The 20,267-nt window shown below is 61.3% G+C and carries 19 protein-coding genes; 11 read left to right on the top strand and 8 right to left on the bottom strand.

Translation table 11 applies throughout. The annotated features are described in order from the left end of the window. Positions 1-2: 2 nt before the first annotated feature. Positions 3-1,370, bottom strand: a complete 1,368-nt coding sequence (gene pds, locus SynMINOS11_RS01240) for a 15-cis-phytoene desaturase (protein ID WP_186549318.1) — start codon at positions 1,368-1,370, stop codon at positions 3-5. Positions 1,371-1,435: 65 nt separating this feature from the next. On the opposite strand from pds, the gene SynMINOS11_RS01235 reads away from it, so the two are divergent. Together SynMINOS11_RS01235 and SynMINOS11_RS01230 are read left to right on the top strand one after the other, a co-directional pair. Continuing rightward, on the top strand, positions 1,436-1,786 hold the full coding sequence (locus SynMINOS11_RS01235) for an NAD(P)H-quinone oxidoreductase subunit M (RefSeq protein WP_011934655.1): 351 nt from the start codon (positions 1,436-1,438) through the stop codon (positions 1,784-1,786). Next, on the top strand, positions 1,786-2,403 hold the full coding sequence (locus SynMINOS11_RS01230) for a DUF3172 domain-containing protein (protein ID WP_011934654.1): 618 nt from the start codon (positions 1,786-1,788) through the stop codon (positions 2,401-2,403). Before SynMINOS11_RS01235 ends, SynMINOS11_RS01230 begins: the two co-directional genes overlap by 1 nt. A gap of 3 nt (positions 2,404-2,406) precedes the next feature. Here the strand turns inward: SynMINOS11_RS01230 and SynMINOS11_RS01225 are convergent, their stop codons facing one another. Then, positions 2,407-3,390: a LysR family transcriptional regulator gene (locus tag SynMINOS11_RS01225; RefSeq protein ID WP_186549316.1), complete on the bottom strand. Its 984-nt coding sequence runs from the start codon at positions 3,388-3,390 to the stop codon at positions 2,407-2,409. A gap of 53 nt (positions 3,391-3,443) precedes the next feature. Between SynMINOS11_RS01225 and SynMINOS11_RS01220 the strand changes: the two genes are divergently transcribed. The 6 genes from SynMINOS11_RS01220 to SynMINOS11_RS01195 all read left to right on the top strand — a co-directional run bounded on the left by SynMINOS11_RS01220 (position 3,444) and on the right by SynMINOS11_RS01195 (position 10,438). Next, positions 3,444-4,193 carry an NnrU family protein gene (locus tag SynMINOS11_RS01220; protein WP_186549314.1) on the top strand — a complete coding sequence of 250 codons (750 nt, stop codon included), beginning with the start codon at positions 3,444-3,446 and terminating at the stop codon, positions 4,191-4,193. 34 nt (positions 4,194-4,227) lie between these two features. Further along, positions 4,228-6,225, top strand: coding sequence for an NAD(P)H-quinone oxidoreductase subunit 5 (locus tag SynMINOS11_RS01215; protein WP_186549312.1), 1,998 nt, complete (start codon positions 4,228-4,230; stop codon positions 6,223-6,225). A gap of 84 nt (positions 6,226-6,309) precedes the next feature. Beyond that, positions 6,310-7,869, top strand: coding sequence for an NAD(P)H-quinone oxidoreductase subunit 4 (locus SynMINOS11_RS01210; protein ID WP_186550617.1), 1,560 nt, complete (start codon positions 6,310-6,312; stop codon positions 7,867-7,869). Between the two features lie 54 nt (positions 7,870-7,923). Next, positions 7,924-8,277, top strand: a complete 354-nt coding sequence (locus SynMINOS11_RS01205; protein WP_186549310.1) for a LapA family protein — start codon at positions 7,924-7,926, stop codon at positions 8,275-8,277. A 38-nt stretch (positions 8,278-8,315) separates the two neighbouring features. After that, positions 8,316-9,209 (top strand): segregation/condensation protein A, encoded by an 894-nt coding sequence (locus tag SynMINOS11_RS01200; protein WP_186549308.1) that lies wholly within the window; start codon positions 8,316-8,318, stop codon positions 9,207-9,209. A 41-nt stretch (positions 9,210-9,250) separates the two neighbouring features. Then, positions 9,251-10,438, top strand: a complete 1,188-nt coding sequence (locus SynMINOS11_RS01195; RefSeq protein WP_011934646.1) for a nucleotidyltransferase family protein — start codon at positions 9,251-9,253, stop codon at positions 10,436-10,438. Here SynMINOS11_RS01195 and SynMINOS11_RS01190 read toward each other — a convergent pair. Beyond that, positions 10,403-11,314: a methylenetetrahydrofolate reductase gene (locus tag SynMINOS11_RS01190; RefSeq protein WP_186549306.1), complete on the bottom strand. Its 912-nt coding sequence runs from the start codon at positions 11,312-11,314 to the stop codon at positions 10,403-10,405. The two genes, SynMINOS11_RS01195 and SynMINOS11_RS01190, sit on opposite strands and share 36 nt — an antisense overlap. Before the next feature lie 57 nt (positions 11,315-11,371). Between SynMINOS11_RS01190 and SynMINOS11_RS01185 the strand changes: the two genes are divergently transcribed. Further along, entirely contained in the window at positions 11,372-11,650 is a 279-nt protein-coding gene (locus SynMINOS11_RS01185) for a helix-turn-helix domain-containing protein (protein WP_011934644.1), read from the top strand. Here the strand turns inward: SynMINOS11_RS01185 and SynMINOS11_RS01180 are convergent, their stop codons facing one another. From SynMINOS11_RS01180 to folK, 3 genes are read right to left on the bottom strand one after another with little or no spacing between them, the layout of a single operon-like run. Beyond that, the gene (locus tag SynMINOS11_RS01180) at positions 11,651-13,054 is read right to left on the bottom strand and encodes a cryptochrome/photolyase family protein (protein WP_186549304.1); all 1,404 of its coding nucleotides are present in this window, start codon (positions 13,052-13,054) and stop codon (positions 11,651-11,653) included. Further along, complete coding sequence (locus SynMINOS11_RS01175; protein WP_186549302.1) at positions 13,054-13,617, bottom strand: NUDIX hydrolase; 564 nt, start codon at positions 13,615-13,617, stop codon at positions 13,054-13,056. Before SynMINOS11_RS01175 ends, SynMINOS11_RS01180 begins: the two co-directional genes overlap by 1 nt. A gap of 34 nt (positions 13,618-13,651) precedes the next feature. Continuing rightward, positions 13,652-14,182, bottom strand: coding sequence for a 2-amino-4-hydroxy-6-hydroxymethyldihydropteridine diphosphokinase (gene folK / locus SynMINOS11_RS01170; protein WP_186549300.1), 531 nt, complete (start codon positions 14,180-14,182; stop codon positions 13,652-13,654). Between the two features lie 35 nt (positions 14,183-14,217). Here folK and SynMINOS11_RS01165 point away from each other — a divergent pair, with 35 nt between their 5' ends. Both SynMINOS11_RS01165 and bchD read left to right on the top strand, forming a co-directional pair. Beyond that, positions 14,218-16,572 (top strand): UvrD-helicase domain-containing protein, encoded by a 2,355-nt coding sequence (locus SynMINOS11_RS01165; protein WP_186549298.1) that lies wholly within the window; start codon positions 14,218-14,220, stop codon positions 16,570-16,572. Positions 16,573-16,590: 18 nt separating this feature from the next. Then, complete coding sequence (gene bchD, locus SynMINOS11_RS01160) at positions 16,591-18,552, top strand: magnesium chelatase ATPase subunit D (RefSeq protein ID WP_186549296.1); 1,962 nt, start codon at positions 16,591-16,593, stop codon at positions 18,550-18,552. Here bchD and SynMINOS11_RS01155 read toward each other — a convergent pair whose 3' ends face one another. Together SynMINOS11_RS01155 and SynMINOS11_RS01150 are read right to left on the bottom strand one after the other, a co-directional pair. After that, complete coding sequence (locus tag SynMINOS11_RS01155) at positions 18,553-19,449, bottom strand: MlaD family protein (protein WP_011934638.1); 897 nt, start codon at positions 19,447-19,449, stop codon at positions 18,553-18,555. 7 nt (positions 19,450-19,456) lie between these two features. Beyond that, positions 19,457-20,242 (bottom strand): ABC transporter ATP-binding protein, encoded by a 786-nt coding sequence (locus tag SynMINOS11_RS01150; protein WP_186549294.1) that lies wholly within the window; start codon positions 20,240-20,242, stop codon positions 19,457-19,459. Positions 20,243-20,267 lie beyond the last annotated feature (25 nt).

The following is a 20,267-nucleotide window of genomic DNA, read 5'->3' as shown; positions in this document are numbered from 1 at the left end:
CTTCAGGCCGCCACGGCTTCGGCGCAGAGCTTACCGCTGAGCACTGCACCCTCCATCGAGGCCAGGTAGCGCTGCAGGGTGTAATCACCGGCCATGAAGAAGTTGGGCACCGGTGTCTTCTGCGTCGGCCGCAGGGGCTGGCAGTTGGGAACGGTTTTGTAGACCGAGAGCGGAGTCTTCACCACCTTGCTCTTGCGCAGCACGGCCGGGTTTTCAGAGCCGAAATGCTGCGGGAAGAGGCGCTCGAGCTCCTTCATCGTGGCGGCCACGATTTCTTCATCCGGCCGGCCAATCCAGTCCTTGGCCGGGGCAAACACCAGCTCCAGCATCGAGCGCTCAGCGTCTTCGTATTCGCGGCAGGTGTTGCTCATGTCGGCATACACGCTGAGCAGGGGCGAGCGGCTGAACAGCAGGTGATCGATCTCGGTGAGCTTGCGGTCAAACCAGAGGTGGATGTTGATCACCGGCACCCCGCGCAGGCCATCCAGCTTGCTGAAGAAAGGCATCTGCTTCCAGGGCTCAGGCAGCAGCAACTTGAAGGGATCCACCGGCATCGCGCTCACATAGGCGTCAGCGGTGAGCGTGTAGGGCTCCTTGCCAGCGACGCCACCGATGCGGAAGCCCGCCACTGAGCCATCGGGATTGAGCTCGATCTCGCGGAGGGGGGATTCCAGATGCACCTCACCGCCTTTGGCTTCGATGTGCTCAACCATCGGCTGGCAGAGGCGCTCGGGCGGGTTGCCATCAAGGAACGCCATCTTCGAGCCGTTCTTTTCCTGCAGGAAACGGTTCAGAGCGGTGAGCACCACGGTGCTGGAGATCTCATCGGGGTCGATGAAGTTCAGCGCCTTGCTCATGGCAAGGAACACCTCATCGTTCACCCGCTCAGGGATGTTGTGGAGCTGGAGCCACTCGGTCCAGGAGTACTTGTCGCACTCCTCCACGTAGCCCTGGCCGCGCAGCATCGCCGGCACCAAACCCAAGCCAAAGCTGATCTTTTCGGGCCAACTGAGCATGTCGTTGTTGCCCAAGATGGCCGCCACACCATTGATGGGAGCAGGCAGGTCCGGGAAATCAAAACGGCTGTAGGTGCCCGGGACCTCCTGTTGGTTGAAGATCATCGAGTGGCTCTTCCACTGCAGCCGCTCCTCGATGTTCAGCTCCTTAAAGAGCTGGAGCATGTTCGGGTAAGCCCCAAAAAAGATGTGCAGACCGGTCTCATACCAATCACCGTCTTCGTCTTGCCAGGCCGCCACCTTGCCGCCCAACACATTGCGGGCTTCCACCACAACCGGCGTATGGCCGGCATCACTGAGGTATTTGGCACAGGAGAGCCCAGCAAGGCCGGCTCCAGCAATTGCCACCCGCATCGTCGCGCCCGTCGCACATTGAGGGCTCACCATAGAGTTGAGTCCATGCCCGCTGACTTGTTGAGGTGTCTGATACCCCGCTGAAGTGCACCACCCGCCATGTGCGGATTTTCACCGCCACGGTGGAAGACAACGGAGAGCTCAAGGCCTCTAGCGACAAACTCACCCTCGATCTCGACCCTGATAACGAGTTCGAGTGGGATCAGCCGGTACTGGCCAAGGTGCAGCAGCGTTTCGCTGAACTCGTCGATGCAGCGGCTGGAACCGAGCTGAGCGACTACAACCTGCGCCGCATCGGCACCGACCTGGAAGGCTTCATCCGCCAACTGCTCCAGGCCGGTGAGCTGCGCTACAACCTCGGTGCCCGGGTGCTGAATTACTCCATGGGCCTGCCCCGCACCCCTGAGACCCTCTGATGGCCCCCCGCCGTCCCCCGTCCCGCTACGACGACGATCGCTACGACGAACGCGATCGTTATGAACGCCGGCCGCCCCAACGCGGTGGCAGTGGCGGCAATAAAGGTGGTGGTGGCGCTGGGCTCACCTTCAACACCGCCACAATCGCCGTTTTGGCCGGCATCTTGATCATCGGCATCGGCATCGGCACATCCCTAACCAGCAACACATCAGGCTCCCAGGGCAACATCGCCAGCAGTGAACAGCTCGATCTGGCCGTGCCTGATCCGGAGTTTTGCAAGCAGTGGGGGGCTAGCGCCTTTGTGATGGACGTGGAGATGTACACGACCATGAACCCCTCCACCAGCTTTGTGACCCAGCCCAAGTTGCAGCCGGGCTGCGTGATCCGCCGGGAAAACTGGGCCGTGCTGCAAAAAGCCGGTGCGGTCACCACCGATCAGATGCGGGACTGCAAGCAGCGGATGAACACCTTTGCCTACATCGGTTCGATTCGCGATAAGCCCATCGTGCGCTGCGTCTATCAGACCGACGCGGGTGAGAACAAATTCCAGAACCCCGGCATCGCTGGCGCTGCTGATGACACCGTGGGCATCACCCCAGAAGCGGATCAGTTCTGACCCCTAGGCCGCATCAGGGGCCTGAGCTGATTCAGCGGCGGGCTGAGCGCGCCTTAGTGGGCTGTCGGGGCTAGCAAACACCGGCAGGATTTCGCGGCGAAAGGCAGCTGATGCCCGTGAGCAATAGCGGGCGGGGTGGGTGATCAAGCGCAGTTGCCTGCGCACGCTCAGATCCGCCATCACGCCCCTATGCAAGGTGCCGCTAGCCAATTCCCGCTCAATCGACACCACAGGCAGGAAGGCAGCACCAAGGCCGCTCTGGACGGCGTTCTTGATGGCCTCCAGTGAATTGAGCTCCATTTCGATGCGGAGCCGCTGCACATCCAAACCACCGCGCGAGAGCAACTGGTCCACCACCTTGCGGGTGGTGGATTGGGCATCGAGGCAAATGAATGAGAGCCGGTAAAGGTCGTCTTTCTGGAGTTCCTGCAGCCGGGCCATCGGGTGTTTCACCGGCAGCACCAAAGCCAGCTCCTCACTGGCGTAAGGCACCACCTGAAGCTGCTCCATCAACTCCGGCGGCAGCTCACCGCCAATGATCGCCAAATCGATCTGGCCATTGGCCACGCTCCAGCCGGTGCGGCGGGTGCTGTGCACCTGCAGCTGCACCGACACATCCGGGTATTTCTGGCGGAACAGGCCAATCATCCGCGGCATCAAATAGGTGCCCGTGGTCTGGCTCGCACCCACGATCAGCGAGCCGCCCTTGAGGTTGTGCAAATCATCCAGGGCCCGGCAGGCCTCCTGGCATTGGCTGAGGATCCGCTCGGAATAGCTGAGCAGCAGATGGCCGGCTTCGGTCAGCTGCGCCTTGCGGCCACCGCGATCGAATAGGGAGACATCCAGCTGCTTCTCCAGGTTCTGGATCTGCAAGCTCACCGCGGGCTGGGTGACATACAAGCTGTCGGCGGCCTTCTTAAAGCTGCCCTCGCTGGCGATCGCCCGCAGGATGCGCAGCTGATCAAGGGTGAAAGGAAGGTCCGCCATGCTGCGGCCCGGCTCCCGGCGGCATCAAACTCTAAGGCTGCTATTCATCCCTGATGCAGATGCACCACAGCAGTGTCGTGATGCTGATCCTGCTGATCGGCTTTGCCGTGCTGCACAGCGGTGGGGCCTCACTGCGTGCTTGGGGAGCCGAAAAGATTGGCGAGCGAGCCTGGCGGCTGCTCTTTGCCGCGGTGAGCATCCCCGCCGCCGTGGTGGTGATCGCCTATTTCCTGGAGCACCGCTACGACGGGCTGCGGCTCTGGAACCTGCAGGATCAGCCCTGGATCATTCCGGTGGTGTGGGCTGGAACAGCCGTCAGCTTTCTGTTCCTCTATCCGGCCACCTACAACCTGCTGGAGATCCCGGCGGTGCTGAAGCCGCAAGTGCGGATTTATGCCACCGGCATCATTCGCGTCACCCGTCACCCCCAAGCGGTGGGTCAAATCCTGTGGTGCGCCACCCATCTGCTCTGGATCGGCAGCAGCTTCATGGTGGTGACTTGCATCGGGCTGATTGGCCATCACCTGTTTGCGGTCTGGAATGGTGATCGGCGGCAGCACAACCGGTTTGGCGAAGCCTTTGATGAGCTCAAGGCCAACACTTCACTCATTCCTTTTGCGGCCGTGCTCGATGGCCGCCAACCGCTGCCCTGGCGTGAATTTGTGCGGCCAGCCCAGCTGGGCATTGCCATTGCCGTTGGCGTTTTTTGGTGGGCCCACCAATGGATTGGGGTGGCAGCCACCAGCTTTGCTCGAACAGGTTTTGCACACTGGCTTGATGGCGCGTACGGGCTGATGGCTTGACGCTGCCTACACTCCAGAAATCGAATTGTTTTCCATGCCTTCAGCGGCCGAGGTTGCCTGGCTGATCCCGTTGCTCCCCTTGGTGGGGGCAACCCTGGTGGGCTTGGGGCTGATCAGCTTCAACCGCACGCTGAACCGGCTGCGAACACCCGTTGCGGCTTTGCTGATTAGCTGCGTGGGCGGCTCAGCAGCCCTGAGCTATGGGGTGCTGCTGGAGCAACTCAATGGGGCCGCGCCCTACGAGCAGCTGTTCACCTGGGCCAGCGCTGGCACGTTCAACCTGCAGATGGGCTTCTGCGTTGACCCGCTTGGGGCGGTGATGCTGGCGCTCGTCACCACCATCGCCCTGCTGGTGATGGTGTACTCCCACGGCTACATGGCCCACGACAAGGGCTATGTGCGCTTTTTCACCTACCTGGCGCTGTTCAGCAGCTCCATGCTGGGGCTGATTGTGAGCCCCAACCTGCTGGAGATCTATGTCTTCTGGGAGCTGGTGGGCATGTGCTCCTACCTGCTGGTGGGCTTCTGGTACGACCGCGATGGTGCCGCCCATGCCGCCCAAAAAGCCTTTGTGGTGAACCGCGTCGGCGACTTCGGTTTGCTCCTGGGAATCCTTGGTTTGTTCTGGGCCACCGGAACCTTTGATTTCGAAGGCATGGCCACCGGCCTGAGCACCGCCATGGCCGATGGCCAAGTAGCCGGCTGGGCCGCTGTGGCTCTCTGCCTATTTGTGTTTATGGGCCCGATGGCCAAATCAGCGCAGTTCCCTCTGCATGTGTGGCTGCCCGATGCCATGGAGGGCCCCACACCGATTTCAGCCCTGATCCATGCCGCCACGATGGTGGCTGCGGGCGTTTTCTTAGTGGCGCGGCTTGAGCCGCTCTACAACCTCTTTCCGCAGGTGCTCACCGTGATCGCTGTGGTTGGCGCCATCACTTGCTTCTTGGGTGCCTCCATCGCGCTGACGCAGATGGATCTCAAGAAAGGCTTGGCCTACAGCACCGTGTCCCAGCTCGGTTACATGATGCTGGCGATGGGCTGCGGAGCCCCGGTGGCCGGCATGTTCCACCTGGTCACCCATGCCTTCTTCAAGGCGATGCTGTTCCTGGATTCCGGCTCCGTGATCCACGCCATGGAAGAGGTGGTGGGGCACGAACCGGTGTTGGCGCAAGACATGCGCCTGATGGGCGGGCTGCGTAAAAAGATGCCCATCACTGCCAGCACCTTCTTCATCGGCTGTGTGGCCATCAGTGGAATCCCGCCACTGGCCGGTTTTTGGAGCAAAGACGAGATCTTGGGGCAAGCCTTTGGCAGCTTCCCGCTGCTGTGGGCAGTGGGCTTCCTCACCGCTGGCATGACCGCCTTCTATATGTTCCGGCTCTACTTCCTCACCTTTGAAGGCGAGTTCCGGGGCACCGACAGTGTTGTGCAACAGCAACTGCTCGCTGCAGCCGGCAAGGGAGATGAGACCGTTCACGGCCATGCCAGCAGCCCCCATGAATCGGCCTGGCCGATGACGGTGCCATTGATGGTGCTGGCGGTGCCCTCGGTTCTGATCGGCCTATTGGGAACGCCCTGGAACAACCGGTTTGCCGGGCTGCTCAATCCAGCGGAAGCGCTGGAGATGGCCGAACATTTCAGCTGGGAGGAATTCCTACCCCTCGCAGGCGCTTCAGTGGCGATCTCAGTGGCCGGCATTGGCCTAGCCACCGCGGCCTATGCCCTACGCAAAGTGGATCTCGGCACTGCGGTAGCCGGACGCTTCCCTGCGATCAACGCCTTTTTTGCCAACAAGTGGTACCTCGATGCCCTGAACGACAAGCTTTTCGTGCAAGGCAGCCGCAAGCTTGCGCGCCAGGTCTTGCAGGTGGATTCCAAGGTGGTTGATGGGGTGGTCAACCTCACCGGCCTGGTGACCCTGGGCAGCGGGGAAGGCCTCAAATACTTCGAAACCGGCCGCGCGCAGTTCTATGCCTTGATCGTGTTTGGCGGGGTGATCGGTCTTGTGGTGATCTTCGGCGCGTTGGGGTGATCGCCTGAACTGTGTGTCAAAGGCGACGCACAGCTGGCAGCTGCGGCTGAAATTTCTACACTCCAGCCAGATGCCGCAAAGGAACTGGATTCCTTTCCCTGGCTGACGACGGCCATCCTGCTGCCGATCGCCGCCTCCCTGGCCATCCCTCTGGTTCCAGATCCTGGAAACGGCAAAGGGGTGCGCTGGTACGCCCTCGGCGTTTCGCTGACCACCTTTCTGATCACGGTTGGCGCCTATCTCAATGGCTACGACCCTGATATCGCTGGGCTGCAATTGCGGCAGGTGATTCCCTGGGTGCCCGATCTTGGCTTGGGCTGGTCGGTGGGAGCCGACGGCCTCTCGATGCCGCTGATCCTGCTCACCAGCTTCATCACCACATTGGCCTGCTTGGCGGCATGGCCAGTGACGTTCAAGCCACGGCTGTTTTTTTTCCTGCTCCTGGCCATGGACGGCGGTCAGATCGCTGTGTTCGCCGTGCAGGACATGCTGCTGTTCTTCCTGGCCTGGGAGCTGGAGCTCATCCCCGTCTATCTCTTACTGGCGATTTGGGGCGGCAAAAAGCGCCAATACGCTGCTACCAAATTCATCCTCTACACAGCCGTCAGCTCCCTGTTCATCCTGCTGGTGGCCCTCGCCATGGCCTTCAGCGGCGGCGGACCTGTCAGCTTTGAGTACTCCGATTTGGCGGCTAAGCATCTCGGAGCAGGCTTCCAGGCCCTTTGTTATGCGGGCTTGCTGATTGCCTTTGGCGTGAAGTTGCCAATCGTGCCGCTGCATACGTGGCTCCCCGATGCCCACGGGGAAGCCACAGCACCAGTGCACATGTTGCTGGCCGGCATCTTGCTGAAGATGGGCGGCTACGCCTTGTTCCGCTTCAACGCGTCGATGTTCCCCGACGCCCATGTGCAGTTCGCACCGCTTCTTGTGGTGCTGGGGGTTGTGAACATCATTTATGCGGCGCTCACCTCGTTTGCTCAGCGCAACCTCAAACGCAAAATCGCCTACAGCTCCATCAGCCACATGGGCTTTGTGCTCATCGGCATCGGCAGCTTCTCGCCCTTGGCCGCCAGTGGCGCCATGTTGCAGATGATCAGCCATGGCTTGATCGGAGCCAGCCTGTTTTTCCTTGTGGGGGCCACCTACGACCGCACCCACACCCTGCAGCTCGATGAGATGGGCGGGGTCGGCCAGCGAATGCGCAAGATGTTTGCCATGTGGACCGCCTGCTCGCTGGCATCTCTGGCTCTCCCTGGCATGAGCGGCTTTGTCTCGGAGCTGATGGTGTTCGTGGGCTTCGCCACCGACGACGCCTACACCCTGCCCTTCCGCATCGTGATTGATGGCGCTGCGGCCATCGGTGTGATCCTCACGCCGATTTATCTGCTCTCGATGCTCAGGGAGATCTTCTTTGGCCAGGAGAAACCCGAGCTTTCCGACGCCAATTTGGTGGACGCCGAGCCCCGGGAGATCTACATCATTTCCTGCCTGCTGGTGCCGATCATTGGCATTGGCCTCTACCCGAAGCTGGTCACCGACAGCTACAGGGCGACGATCGAGCAGGTGGTGGCGAGAGATGAGTCATCAATGAAGGCCCTGACGGCTCCTTACTTGCCATTGCGTTCTGCTCCGAAGCTGAGCTGAACATGGGCGGATCGATTTAATCTCCGCCTCGTTCGGCCAGCTCTTGTCAGAACCATGCCCCAGATCAATTTTGTGCTGATCTTCGTGTTCGGCCTGGCAATGGTGATGTTCACGCTCGAGAACACCGCAGCCACCACCGTGCGCTTCCTGCCTGGGATGAGCACCACAATGCCTCTGGCGGTGCTGCTACTGATCGTGGGTGGTGTGGGCGCCACCGCCGCTTGGGTGTTTGCTGTTTGGACTGGGGTCACCCGCAACATCACGGCAGGCGAGCAGAACCAGGCGCAACAGGTGCAGATCCAAGAACTGCAGCAAGACGTGGAGCGCTACCGGGCTGCCATGGATGCCCAGCTCAGCCTGCTGCCCGCGTCTGGGCAGAGCAGCTCAGGGGTGGCTGAAGCGAGTTAACCCCGTTACCTTCAGCCCACTGCACGCCCGCAAAGCTTGTGATCCAGGCCGGGGACAGTGGGACACGCTTAGCCATTCGGCTGCTCCAAGACGCGGCCGAGCGCGGCGACATCGAGCCCTGGGACGTGGATGTGATCGCCGTCGTTGACGGTTTTCTTGATCAACTGCGCCAAAAACTAGAACTGCCGCGTCTGATCGCCTCAGCTGGCGGCAGCTACGAACAAGACCTCGCCGAAAGCAGTGAGGCCTTTTTGGCGGCGTCAGTGTTGGTGTCACTCAAAGCAGAGCATCTAGAGGCCAGCACCTTCCAGGCGGCGGAAGTCGATGACGACGAGGTCGACCTGTTGCTCGAGCAGCTTGCGGAAGACGATGGCGACTGGCCAGCCTTGCGCGCCCTGCCCTCCAGGCCGGAAAAATTGCTGCAGCGCCGCACCGTGGCCCCGCCGCCACTGCAGCGCCCCGTCACCTTGGGGGAATTGATCCGCCAACTGGAAGACATTGGCGAAAGGCTCGAGCAAGAGGGCGGCCGCCAACCCAAGCAGCGGCGCAAGCGCTACAGCGACCGCGAGGCCATTGCCCAAGTGGCCTCCCTCGCTCACCGCGAGAAGTTGCCTGAAACCACCGCAGCCCTGAGTCAGTTCCTCAGCCGCTGGGATGTGGGCTGGGAGTGGCAGCAGTTCGATGGTCTGGTGACCGCCTGGGCCGCCGTGGCTCCAGAGGATCTCGATCAAGACAGGGTTGGGGTGTTCTGGGCGCTGCTGTTTCTCTGCAGTCAGGGACGAGTGGATCTCCAGCAGGACGAGCAAGATCTGTTTGGCCCCCTGCAACTACGGGTGCGGCCCAGCGATGAGGATCAGCAGCGGCAAGGCGTGCTGCACTTTGTTCCACCTGGGTCAGCTGCCCTGCCGGCTGGCGAATTGAAAGCGGCCTGAAAAACCCTTGATACGCTTGCCCAGTTCAGTAGGGGACCTGCATGAAGGCCATGATCCTGGCGGCAGGTAAGGGAACCCGGGTGCAGCCGATCACCCACACCATTCCCAAACCGATGATTCCCATCCTGCAGAAGCCAGTGATGGAGTTTCTGCTGGAGCTGCTGCGCCAGCACGGCTTCACCGAGGTGATGGTGAACGTGTCCCACCTCGCTGAAGAGATTGAGAACTACTTCCGCGACGGGCAGCGCTTTGGCGTTGAGATCGCCTACAGCTTCGAAGGTCGCATTGAAGATGGCGAGCTGATTGGTGATGCCCTCGGCTCAGCTGGTGGACTCAAGAAAATTCAGAACTTCCAGAAGTTCTTTGATGACACCTTCGTGGTGCTTTGCGGCGATGCGCTGATCGACCTCAACCTGAGTGAAGCCGTTCGCAAGCACCGCCAGAGCGGCGCGCTGGCAACGATCATCACCAAACGGGTGCCGAAAGAGAAAGTCAGCAGCTACGGCGTGGTGGTGACCGATGACGATGGCCGGGTCAAAGCCTTCCAAGAAAAGCCGGGAGTGGAAGAGGCGCTCAGCGATGAGATCAACACCGGCATCTACCTGTTTGAACCGGAGATCTTTGAGCACATTCCCGATGGCGTCTCCTACGACATCGGCTCCCAACTGTTCCCCAAGCTGGTGGAGAAGGGGCTTCCCTTCTATGCCCTACCGATGGATTTCGAGTGGGTGGACATCGGCAAAGTGCCCGATTACTGGCATGCGATTCGCTCGGTGCTGCAGGGCGATATTCGCCAAGTGTCGATTCCTGGCAAGCAGGTACGTCCTGGCATCTACACCGGCCTGAATGTGGCCGCCAACTGGGACAAGATCGAGGTGGAGGGCCCCGTCTACGTGGGCGGGATGACCAAAATTGAGGATGGAGCCAGGATCATCGGCCCAGCAATGATTGGCCCGAGCTGCCACATCTGCGCAGGCGCCACGATCGATAACTCGATCATCTTTGACTATTCCCGCATCGGCGCGGGTGTGACCCTGGCCGAGAAACTGGTGTTTGGTCGCTACTGCGTCGACAAGACCGGCGATCACCTCGATGTGCAGGAAGCCTCCCTCGACTGGCTGATCACCGATGCGCGCCGGCTGGATCTGGTGGAACCATCGCCGGAGCAGAAGGCCTTGGCCGAACTCCTGGGCTCAGACCTTGGCAACAACCTTGGGGAGGCCAGCTAGTTCCAGCACCTGGGGCAAGCTCTCTTCGGCTTTCACGGCCATCAGGTGCACTCCAGCAGCAATGGCGCCGTAGGTCTGCACTTGCTCAGCAGCAATGCGAATGCCTTCCAAACGGGGGTTCTCCGCTGCGGCGAGCCGATCAATCAGCTGCTGAGGAATCTGAGCACCCGGAACAACGCGATTAATAAAGGCAGCGTTCTTGGCTGATTTGAGCAGAAACACCCCAGCCAGCACGGGCACATTCAAAGGGGCCGCAATCTCTGTGCAAAAGCGCCGCAGAGCCGAGGCGTCCATCACCATCTGTGTCTGCACAAAGCGAGCCCCGGCTTCAGCTTTGCGGCGCATGCGGCTTGTCAGCCCGCTCCAACTGGCCGATTGCGGATCAGCCGCCGCTCCAGGGAACAGAGCCGGGGCACCATCAACCAAGGGCTTGCCACCAGGACCGATCCCCCCATTGAGCTGCTGCACCTGCCGCAGCAACCGCACCGACTCCAAATCAAAGACAGCCCTGGCCTCGGGCTGATTGCCCGCTTTCACCGGATCACCAGTGAGGCAGAGCACATTGCGAATGCCCAAGGCGTGGGCTCCCAGCAGGTCAGCCTGCAAGGCAATGCGGTTGCGATCGCGGCACCCCAACTGAAGAATCGGCTCAAGCCCCCGCTCCAGCAGCAAACGGCACAGCGCCAAACTGCTCATGCCCATCACCGCGCGGCTGCCATCGGTGACGTTGAAGGCCTGGACCTGACCGCGCAGAGCCTCAGCCATCTCCAGTGCATGACTGGGATCTCCACCCACTGGCGGGGTGATCTCAGCGGTGATCACGGGCTGGCCGCTAGCCAAAGCCTTTTCGAGGGATGAAGCCAACAGGTTCGACATGGGGCTCATCCTCCCAGGCTGCCTACACTGGCGAAAGGATTAAGGGCGGGCTGCGACATGGTGCTTCCGGGCCCGAGGAACAGCGGAAGTTACCAAGCCAAGATCCATCTCTCTGAGCGCGAGCTTGAAATCATTGAATTGGTGGCCGCTGAGCTCACCAACCAAGAGATTGCTTTGCGCCTCTCGATCAGCAAGCGCACGGTTGATAACCACGTCAGCAACATCTTCACCAAAACCGGCTCCCGCAACCGGGTTGCCCTGGTGAACTGGGCGCTCTCCAACGGCAAGATCTGCAAAGACGGCTTCAACTGCTGCAACCTTCCCGACGAGGGTTAATCAGCGCGGCAGAGCCGCATACAACGCCTTAAAGCGGGCCTGCTGTTGCTTGTGGTTCACGATCGGCTCGGGGTAACCGCGCCGCTCAAGTGCTCCGATATCCCCGCTAATGAGGTCCTTGGTGTTGATGTGGGCGAGCTCCGGCAACCAGCGGCGGATGTAGGTCGCCTCTGGATCAAATTTGCTGGCTTGAGTGAAGGGATTGAAGATCCGCAGCGGTTTGGGATCCATGCCACTGCTGGCGCTCCACTGCCAGCCACCGTTGTTCGCCGCTAAATCGCCATCCACTTCATGGGCCATGAAAAAGGCCTCTCCATGGCGCCAATCACAGATCAGATCTTTAACCAGGAATGACGCCACGATCATGCGGCAACGGTTGTGCATGAAGCCTGTTTGGACCAGCTGCTGCATGGCGGCATCCACAATCGGCACGCCAGTGAGCCCGTCTTGCCAAGCCTTTAAACGCACGGGGTCGTCTTCCCAGGGGAACTGGCGCCATTGGGGCCGATACGGGCCATCCGCCAATTCCGGGAAATGGAACAGAGCTTGCTGATAGAACTCGCGCCAAGCCAATTCCTGCTGCCACACCGTTACCGACTGCCGCTGCTCATCGCTGCGGCAGTGCGACAACACGTCCAAGCTGACGGCCCACGCCGTGCGCGGGCTGAGGCTGCCGGCCCGCAGAGCCGCACTAAGAGTCGAGGTGCCTTCATTGCCGGGCAAGTTGCGGCCTTCGCCGTACTGCTCCATGGCACGGGCCGAAAACAGCTCCAACTGCTCGAGGGCTGCTGTTTCGCCCGGGCGGCAAGGGCACAGATCAGCCCCATCCCAAGGCTCGATGGGCACCTCATCCAGCACAGGCAAACCGCTGAGATCCAGCCCCGGCAAAGCCTTCAGGCCTGATGGCACCGGCACGGGCTTGGCCTTGGGCTGCTTCTCCCAACTGCGCCAATAGGGGCCATACACCCGGTATGGATCCCCGCCACCGGTCTTGAGCTGCTCCGGCGGCACCAGCAACTGATCCCAATCAGCGGCAACGCGCACACCAATGGCCTTGAGCGCCGCGGCCAGCTCCCGGTCGCGCTGGCGCACCAAGGGCTCGACATCGCGGTTCCAAGCCACCCCAGCGGCTCCAAGTTGCTGAGCTAAGCGGGGCAACAGCTCAACAGGATTGCCTTGCAACAGCAGCAGTTGGCTGCCGGCCTGCCGCCAGCGCTGCTGCAGCTCACGCAGGCTTTCCAGCAAAAACCAGCGGCGCGCCGGAGCCATGGTCGGGTGCTCCAGCTCGGCTGGATCCAGCACAAACACCCCCATCACCTCAGGCGTGATGGCGCTGACAGCAGCCAAGCCGAGGTTGTCGGCCAAGCGCAGATCACGGCGATGCCAGAACAGCCAGGGGCCCATTAACCGAGCCCCAGCAGCTGTTTGGCCCGGTACCAAGCCGTGACGGATTTGCCATCAAGAGCTTCATCACCACTGGCCAGGGCCGCATCGAGCTCCATGGGGTGCATCAGCACCACCTCGATGTCTTCATCGTCATCACCGGCCACCGGCGCCGGAACAGGTGTGAGCTGACGGGCCAAAAACAGGTGAATCACCTCATCGGAATACCCAGGGCAAGGCAACAACACACCAAGGGAATCCCATTGGGTGGCGCTGTAGCCAGCTTCTTCCTGCAGCTCCCGCTCCATGGCCGGTTGGGGCTGCTCATTGGGCTCCAGGGTCCCAGCTGGAAATTCGAGGATGCGGCGCTGCACGGCGAAGCGGTACTGACGCAAGACCACCACCCGTTCATCAGCCAAAACAGGCACGGCCAAGGACGCTCCCGGATGGCGAATGCAGCCGTAGTTGCCTTCCACTCCAGTGGGAAGCCGCAGGTGCTGAATCTCCATGCGCAGCTTGCGCACCGCCAGGGTGGCCACGGTGTCGAGCAGTTCAGAAGGCTCTGGCGCAGGCAAAGGAGACACAGCGACTCTAAAAGGCGGAGCTCAGTCTGCCGGCTCAACCAGGCCAGCGGTGGGGGGATCGAAGCTGCTCTGGCGGCGGCTCCTCGCCCCGTTGCTCAACCCGCTCCAGCAAAGCGGCAACGCTGAGACCCTGCCCTGGCGGCACCAGGTTTGGATCCAGCGCTGCCAGGGGCTGCAACACAAAGCGCCGCTGGGCCAAGCGCGGGTGGGGCAGCTCGAGGGAGGCACTGCTGCGTTGCTCATCGCCGCACCAGAGCAGATCGAGATCCAATGAACGCGGGCCATTCACGATCAAGCGCTGCCGGCCAGCGGCAGCCTCCAGCTGCTGCAGCTGCTGCAGCAATTGCTCAGGGGTGTCCTGCCAATCCAGCAGCACGACGGCATTAATGAAGTCGGGCTGATCGGCTGGCCCGCCCACCGGAGCGGTGCGGAACAGCGGTGAGCAGCGAAACGACCCTGGCGCGGCCAACTGCTGCAGGGCCTTGGCTGCCGTGCTCAGCAGCTCCAACGAATCACCCAAGTTGCTGCCCAACGCCACCGCAGTGGTTTTGCGGCACAACGGCATCACTGGCAGCTGCAAGAGATCGATAGTCTCGCTGCATGAGCTTCCTCGCCGGCCTCAACGACGCCCAACGCCGGGCGGTGGATCACCACGAAGGTCCGCTGCTGGTGGTGGCAGGAGCCGGCAGCGGCAAGACGCGCGCACTCACCCATCGCATCGCTCATCTCATTGGCGAGCACGGGGCTGATCCCGCCCAGATCTTGGCGGTGACCTTCACCAACAAGGCCGCGCGGGAGATGAAAGAGCGGCTGCAACTGCTGCTAGCCCAAAAGCTTGCTCAAAGCCAGTTCGGCCAGCCCTGGGGCACCCTGCCGGCGGTGGAGCAGCGGCAACTGCGCTCCCGCATTGAGCGCGAGGTGATCAAGGAGCTGTGGATCGGCACCTTCCACGCCCTGTTCTCGCGCTTGCTGCGCTTCGACATCGACAAGTTCAAAGATCCCGAGGGCCTCTGCTGGACCAAGCAGTTCTCGATCTACGACGAGGCCGACGCCCAGAGCCTGGTCAAAGAGATCGTGACCCAAGAGCTGCAGCTCGATCCCAAACGCGTTGAGCCCAAAAAGATCCGCTGGGCGATCAGCAACGCCAAAAACCAGGGTTGGCTGCCTGATCAACTCGAAGCCAACTCCGAAGGCCAGCGCGGCAAGCTCACCGCTGATGTCTACCGGCGCTACCGCAAAGCCTTAGCCGCCAACAACGCCCTTGATTTCGATGATCTGCTTCTGCTGCCGGTGCAGCTGTTGCAGCAGAACGAGCAGGTGCGCAGCTACTGGCACCGGCGCTTCCGCCATGTGCTTGTGGATGAATACCAAGACACCAACCGCACCCAATACGACCTGATCAAGCTGCTGGTGACCGGCGGCCAAGACCCGCAGCTCTACAACGAATGGAACGGCCGCTCGGTGTTTGTGGTCGGTGATGCCGATCAGAGCATCTACAGCTTCCGCGCCGCTGACTTCACAATCCTGATGGGCTTCCAGCAGGACTTCGGCGATCAAGCCGCCGATGACGCCACACGCACGATGGTGAAGCTGGAGGAGAACTACCGCTCCACCGCCACGATCCTTGAGGCGGCCAATGCTCTAATCGCCAACAACAGCGAGCGGATCGACAAGGTGCTTCGCCCCACTCGCGGCGAAGGTGAGCTGATCTCACTGACCCGCTGCGACGACGAGATCGCCGAAGCCGAAGCCGTGGTGCACCGGCTGCGGATGCTCGATGCCGCCCACCCGGAGCTGAGTTGGGGCGACATGGCGGTGCTGTATCGCACCAACGCCCAATCCAGGGCCATCGAGGAATCCCTGGTGCGATGGCGGATTCCCTATGTGGTGGTGGGGGGCCTGCGCTTCTACGACCGGCGCGAGATCAAAGATGTGCTCGCCTACCTGCGGCTGCTGATCAACCCTGCTGACAGCGTCAGCCTGCTGCGGGTGATCAATGTGCCGCGGCGCGGCATCGGCAAAACAACGATCCAACGGCTTAACGATGCCGCCAATCAACTGGCTATTCCGCTCTGGGATGTGGTGAGCGACGGTGAAGCCGTTCGATCCCTGGGCGGGCGCTCAGCCAAAGGACTGCTGCAGTTCTGCGAGCTGATTAATGGCCTCAGGGAACAAGGCCAAGTGGCGCCGCCATCGGAACTGATTCAGCAAGTGCTCGAAAAGAGCGGCTACCTCAGGGAACTCATCACCGAAGCCACCGATGAAGCCGAAGAGCGCCGCCGCAACCTGCAGGAGTTGGTGAATGCAGCGCTTCAGTACCAAGAAGAGAACGAAGAGGGAGATCTCGAGGGGTTCCTGGCATCTGCGGCCTTAGCCAGCGATGCCGACAGCAAAGACACCGCGGCCGATCGCGTCACCTTGATGACTCTGCACAGCAGCAAAGGGCTGGAGTTCCCCGTGGTGTGCCTGGTGGGCCTAGAGCAAGGACTCTTCCCCAGCTACCGCTCCTTGGATGACCCGGCCTCCCTGGAGGAAGAGCGGCGGCTTTGCTACGTGGGCATCACCAGGGCCAAGGAGCGTTTGTTCCTCTCCCATGCGAGCGAACGGCGGTTGTGGGGCGGCATGCGCGAACCAGCAGTGCCGTCGATCTTTTTGGCCGAACTGCCCGAAGCACTCGTTCAAGGCGATATTCCCCGCAGTGGTGGTGCCGCCCTGCGCAGAGAGCAGCGGCTCGAGCGACTCACGCGCGTGGATCGAGCTGAAGCACAACCCAAAGCGCGGGTCAGTGCTGCCCGCAGCTGGAGCGTGGGGGAAAAAGTGATCCACGCCAATTTCGGTGAAGGCGAGGTGACCCACACCTTTGGCAGCGGCGAGAAAATCTCGATTGCCGTGAAGTTCATTGGCATGGGATCCAAGATCCTGGATCCACGGCTGGCCCCAATCGAACCCGCTTGAACTGCAATATTGGCCGCCATGCTTCCTGTTTTTCCCCTCGCTGCCGTCACCGGCCACCCAACGCTGAAGCTGGCGCTGCTGCTGGCGGCCATTGACCCAGGCCTGGGTGGTGTGGTGATTGCTGGGGGGCGCGGCACAGGCAAATCAGTGCTGGCCAGAGGCCTGCACGCCTTGCTGCCAGCCATCGAAATTCTTGAAGGCAGCTGGAACGAAGAACCAGATGGGGTCAACCCCAGCAAGGTGATCCCTGCACCGTTTGTTCAGATTCCGCTTGGGGTCACCGAAGACCGACTGGTGGGATCAGTTGATGTCACTCGCTCGCTCTCGGAAGGGCGAACCGTGTTTCAACCCGGGCTCCTCGCTGAAGCCCACCGAGGCGTGCTCTACATCGATGAGCTCAACCTGCTCGATGCCAATGCCTTGAACCTGGTGCTGGCAGCAGTGGGCTCGGGCATCAACCAGGTGGAGCGCGAAGGCCTGAGCGTGGCCCACCCCTGCCGGCCGCTGCTCATTGCCACCTACAACCCAGAGGAAGGTGCTGTTCGCGATCACCTGCTGGATCGCTTTGCCATTGCCCTTTCCGCTGATCAAACCATCGACAGCGCCGCCCGCGTCAGCATCGCTGAGGCCGCCATCGCTTACGGCGAAAACGCTGAGGCATTCCGGGCGCAGTTCCAAGAGGAAACTGATGCCCTCGCCACCCAGCTGCTGCTGGCGCGCCAATGGCTACCCGATGTGCAAATCAGCCGCGAACAAATCGCGTATCTGGTGAACGAAGCGCTGCGCGGGGGCGTCGAGGGTCATCGGGCTGAGCTCTATGCGCTGCGCGTGGCCAGGGCCCATGCCGCCTTGCAAGGCCGCGATCAAGTGGAGGCCGAAGACCTGCAACTGGCGGTGCGGCTGGTGATCGCACCACGGGCCAAGTTGATGCCTCCTCCGGATGATCAGAAACAACCCTCGCCTCCACCACCACCGCCACCGGGCGACAACGAAGACCAACCGGATCCTCCAGAAAGCGAGGACAACAAAGAAGACGACGAGCCCGATCCACCCGAGCCCGATGACCCGGAAGACGACACTCCCCCGAGCGTGCCGGAGGAGTTCATGCTCGATGCGGAAGCCACCGCTATTGACCCAGAACTGCTGCAGTTCCAAAGCGCCAAGAACCGTGCTGCCAGCAGTGGCTCGCGCGGCATTGTGTTGAGCGAAAGCCGCGGCCGGTATGTGCGACCTGTGCTTCCCCGCGGACCGGTTCGACGTATTGCCGTCGACGCCACACTGCGGGCGGCAGCCCCATACCAAAAAGCTCGGCGCGCGCGCGAACCCCACCGCAAGGTGATTGTGCAAGACGGCGATCTGCGCGCGAAGCAACTGCAACGCAAAGCAGGCGCCCTGGTGATCTTCCTGGTGGATGCCAGCGGCTCGATGGCGCTAAACCGGATGCAAAGCGCCAAGGGTGCTGTGCTGCGGCTGCTGACTGAGGCCTATGAAAACCGCGATGAGGTGGCGCTGATCCCCTTCCGAGGCGAGCAAGCGGAAGTGCTGTTGCCTCCTACGCGCTCAATCACTGCTGCCAAGCGGCGCTTGGAAACCATGGCCTGCGGCGGCGGCAGCCCCCTGGCTCATGGCCTTGCGCAAGCGGCGCGGGTCGGGAACAACGCGCTGCAAACCGGCGAGTTGTCGCAAGTGGTGGTGGTCGCCATCACCGACGGCAGGGGCAATGTGCCGCTCGGCCGCTCATTGGGCCAACCCGAGATTGAAGGTGAGCCGCCTGTTGATCTCAAGCAAGAGCTCAAGGACGTGGCGAGCCGCTACGCGCAACTGGGCTTGCAGCTGCTGGTGATCGACACCGAGCGCAAGTTCATTGGCAGCGGTATGGGCAAAGAACTCGCCGCCGCCGCAGCTGGCCGCTACGTGCAACTACCAAAAGCCAGTGATCAGGCGATTGCAGCCGTAGCGCTTGAGGCCTTAAACCGCTGATCAATCGTCAGTGGTTTCAGGCTTGATCGAGGGATAGAGCTCATCAAAGAACTTGCCCAAGCCAATGCTGACGCTGCGGAAGCCGTTGATGACGTTGGGATCAGAGGTGAGCTGCTGAATATCGCCACTTATCACATCGATGCGGCGTGTGAGTTGCTCAGCGTTGCTGACCGTCTTTTTCAACTCATTCAACGATTTCGGATTATCCAGAGCTCCCAACACGTTGCTGGCATGGGCCGTGGCTGAATCCAGGTTGTCGATCACAGGACCGGCATTCTCCACAGCAGACTGCAGTTCAGCGACCAAACCCTCAGCTTTCTCAGCAAGAGCCGAGAAGTCCTCGGAGGTCTTGGTCAAAGCCGTCAATGTGGTGGCGCCTTTGCTGATGAGCTTGTCCTGATCAGCCTGAGTCAAGATCCGCTCCATCAGACCCATCACCGTGGTGAGGCTGGGGGTGACTTCCCCCTTAATCAATCCACCTTCACAAACGATGCGCGTGGGATTGCAGGTGCTGCTGGTGGGTCCTCCGGAGGTATCGGAGGCAGGGATCGTGGCTTGGGTGTCTAAGGCAACTTGGGGGTCGCCGCCCAACAGCGAACCGCTACGGATTTGAGCCGTAATGGGGCGATAGAGCTTCAAGCTGCGGTCGTTGATCTTGGCTTCCACAGCAACCCAACCCGCCTCGGGGGTTACCGAATGAACGGAGCCAACAGGAACGCCTTGATAGGTAACGACGCTTTGAGGAGCTAAGCCAGCAGCATCTTGGAACCGCAAACGAATCGAATAGGTCTTCTGGCCGAAGACAACGCCTGTAAGCCAAAACCACAAACCCAGTCCACCGACCAGAGCAGCCAGCAGAGAAAACCCGATGGTGGCCTCGCGAACACTGCGGCGCATCAGCTGGTTACAGCTCCTGGGGCTGCATGGGCCCAACCAGGCTAGCCGTTCTGAACTGAACGACATAAGGATTATCGGAACAGCGAAAAGCCTCCACCGATCCTTGCCAGCGCAGCTTGCCGTCGTACAGCAAAACGACCTGCTCTGCGGAGCGCTCAATCGTGCTCAGCACATGGCTCACGACAACAGAGGTGCCTCGACTCAGGCGCGTCGTTGTGACCATCAAGTCCTCAATGCGGGTCGACGCCACTGGGTCCAAACCTGCCGTGGGCTCGTCGAACAGCAGCAGAGGATTCGCCGAATCGGCAGCGGGATCGTCGATCATCGCCCTGGCAAAGCTCACCCGCTTTTGCATGCCGCCAGAAAGCTCAGCCGGCATCAAATCCTCAGTACCCGCCAAACCAACAGCTTCCAAACAGCGCGCTACGCGCTCTTTAATCTCTTTGTCGCTCAGCAGGCCGCCGCGGTAGAGCAGAAAGCCAACGTTGTGCAACACCGATAACGAGCCCAGCAGCGCTGGGTTTTGCGACACCAAACGCACATCGGGAGGAAGGTGCTGATCGAGGCGCAAGTAGTCCTGGCGGCGGCCGAACAAATGCAGCTCTCCAGCGCTTGGCATTTCCAAGCCAGCGAGCAAGCGCAGGATGGTGGTTTTGCCAGCACCCGATGGGCCCACCACCGCCAAGCTCTGGCCGGCTTCCAGGCGCAGATCGATGTCATCAAGAATGACACGGTTGCCGCGCAGCAAGCTGAGGCCGCGCATTTCAACAACAGCAGAGGAAGCCTGGGTCATCGCTGGCTCGAGCCGAACTGATGCT

This window comes from Synechococcus sp. Minos11 (assembly GCF_014279855.1).
Taxonomy (GTDB): domain Bacteria; phylum Cyanobacteriota; class Cyanobacteriia; order PCC-6307; family Cyanobiaceae; genus RCC307.
Note: the sequence above shows the minus strand (reverse complement) of the source record. Positions and strands in the feature narration are given on the sequence as shown.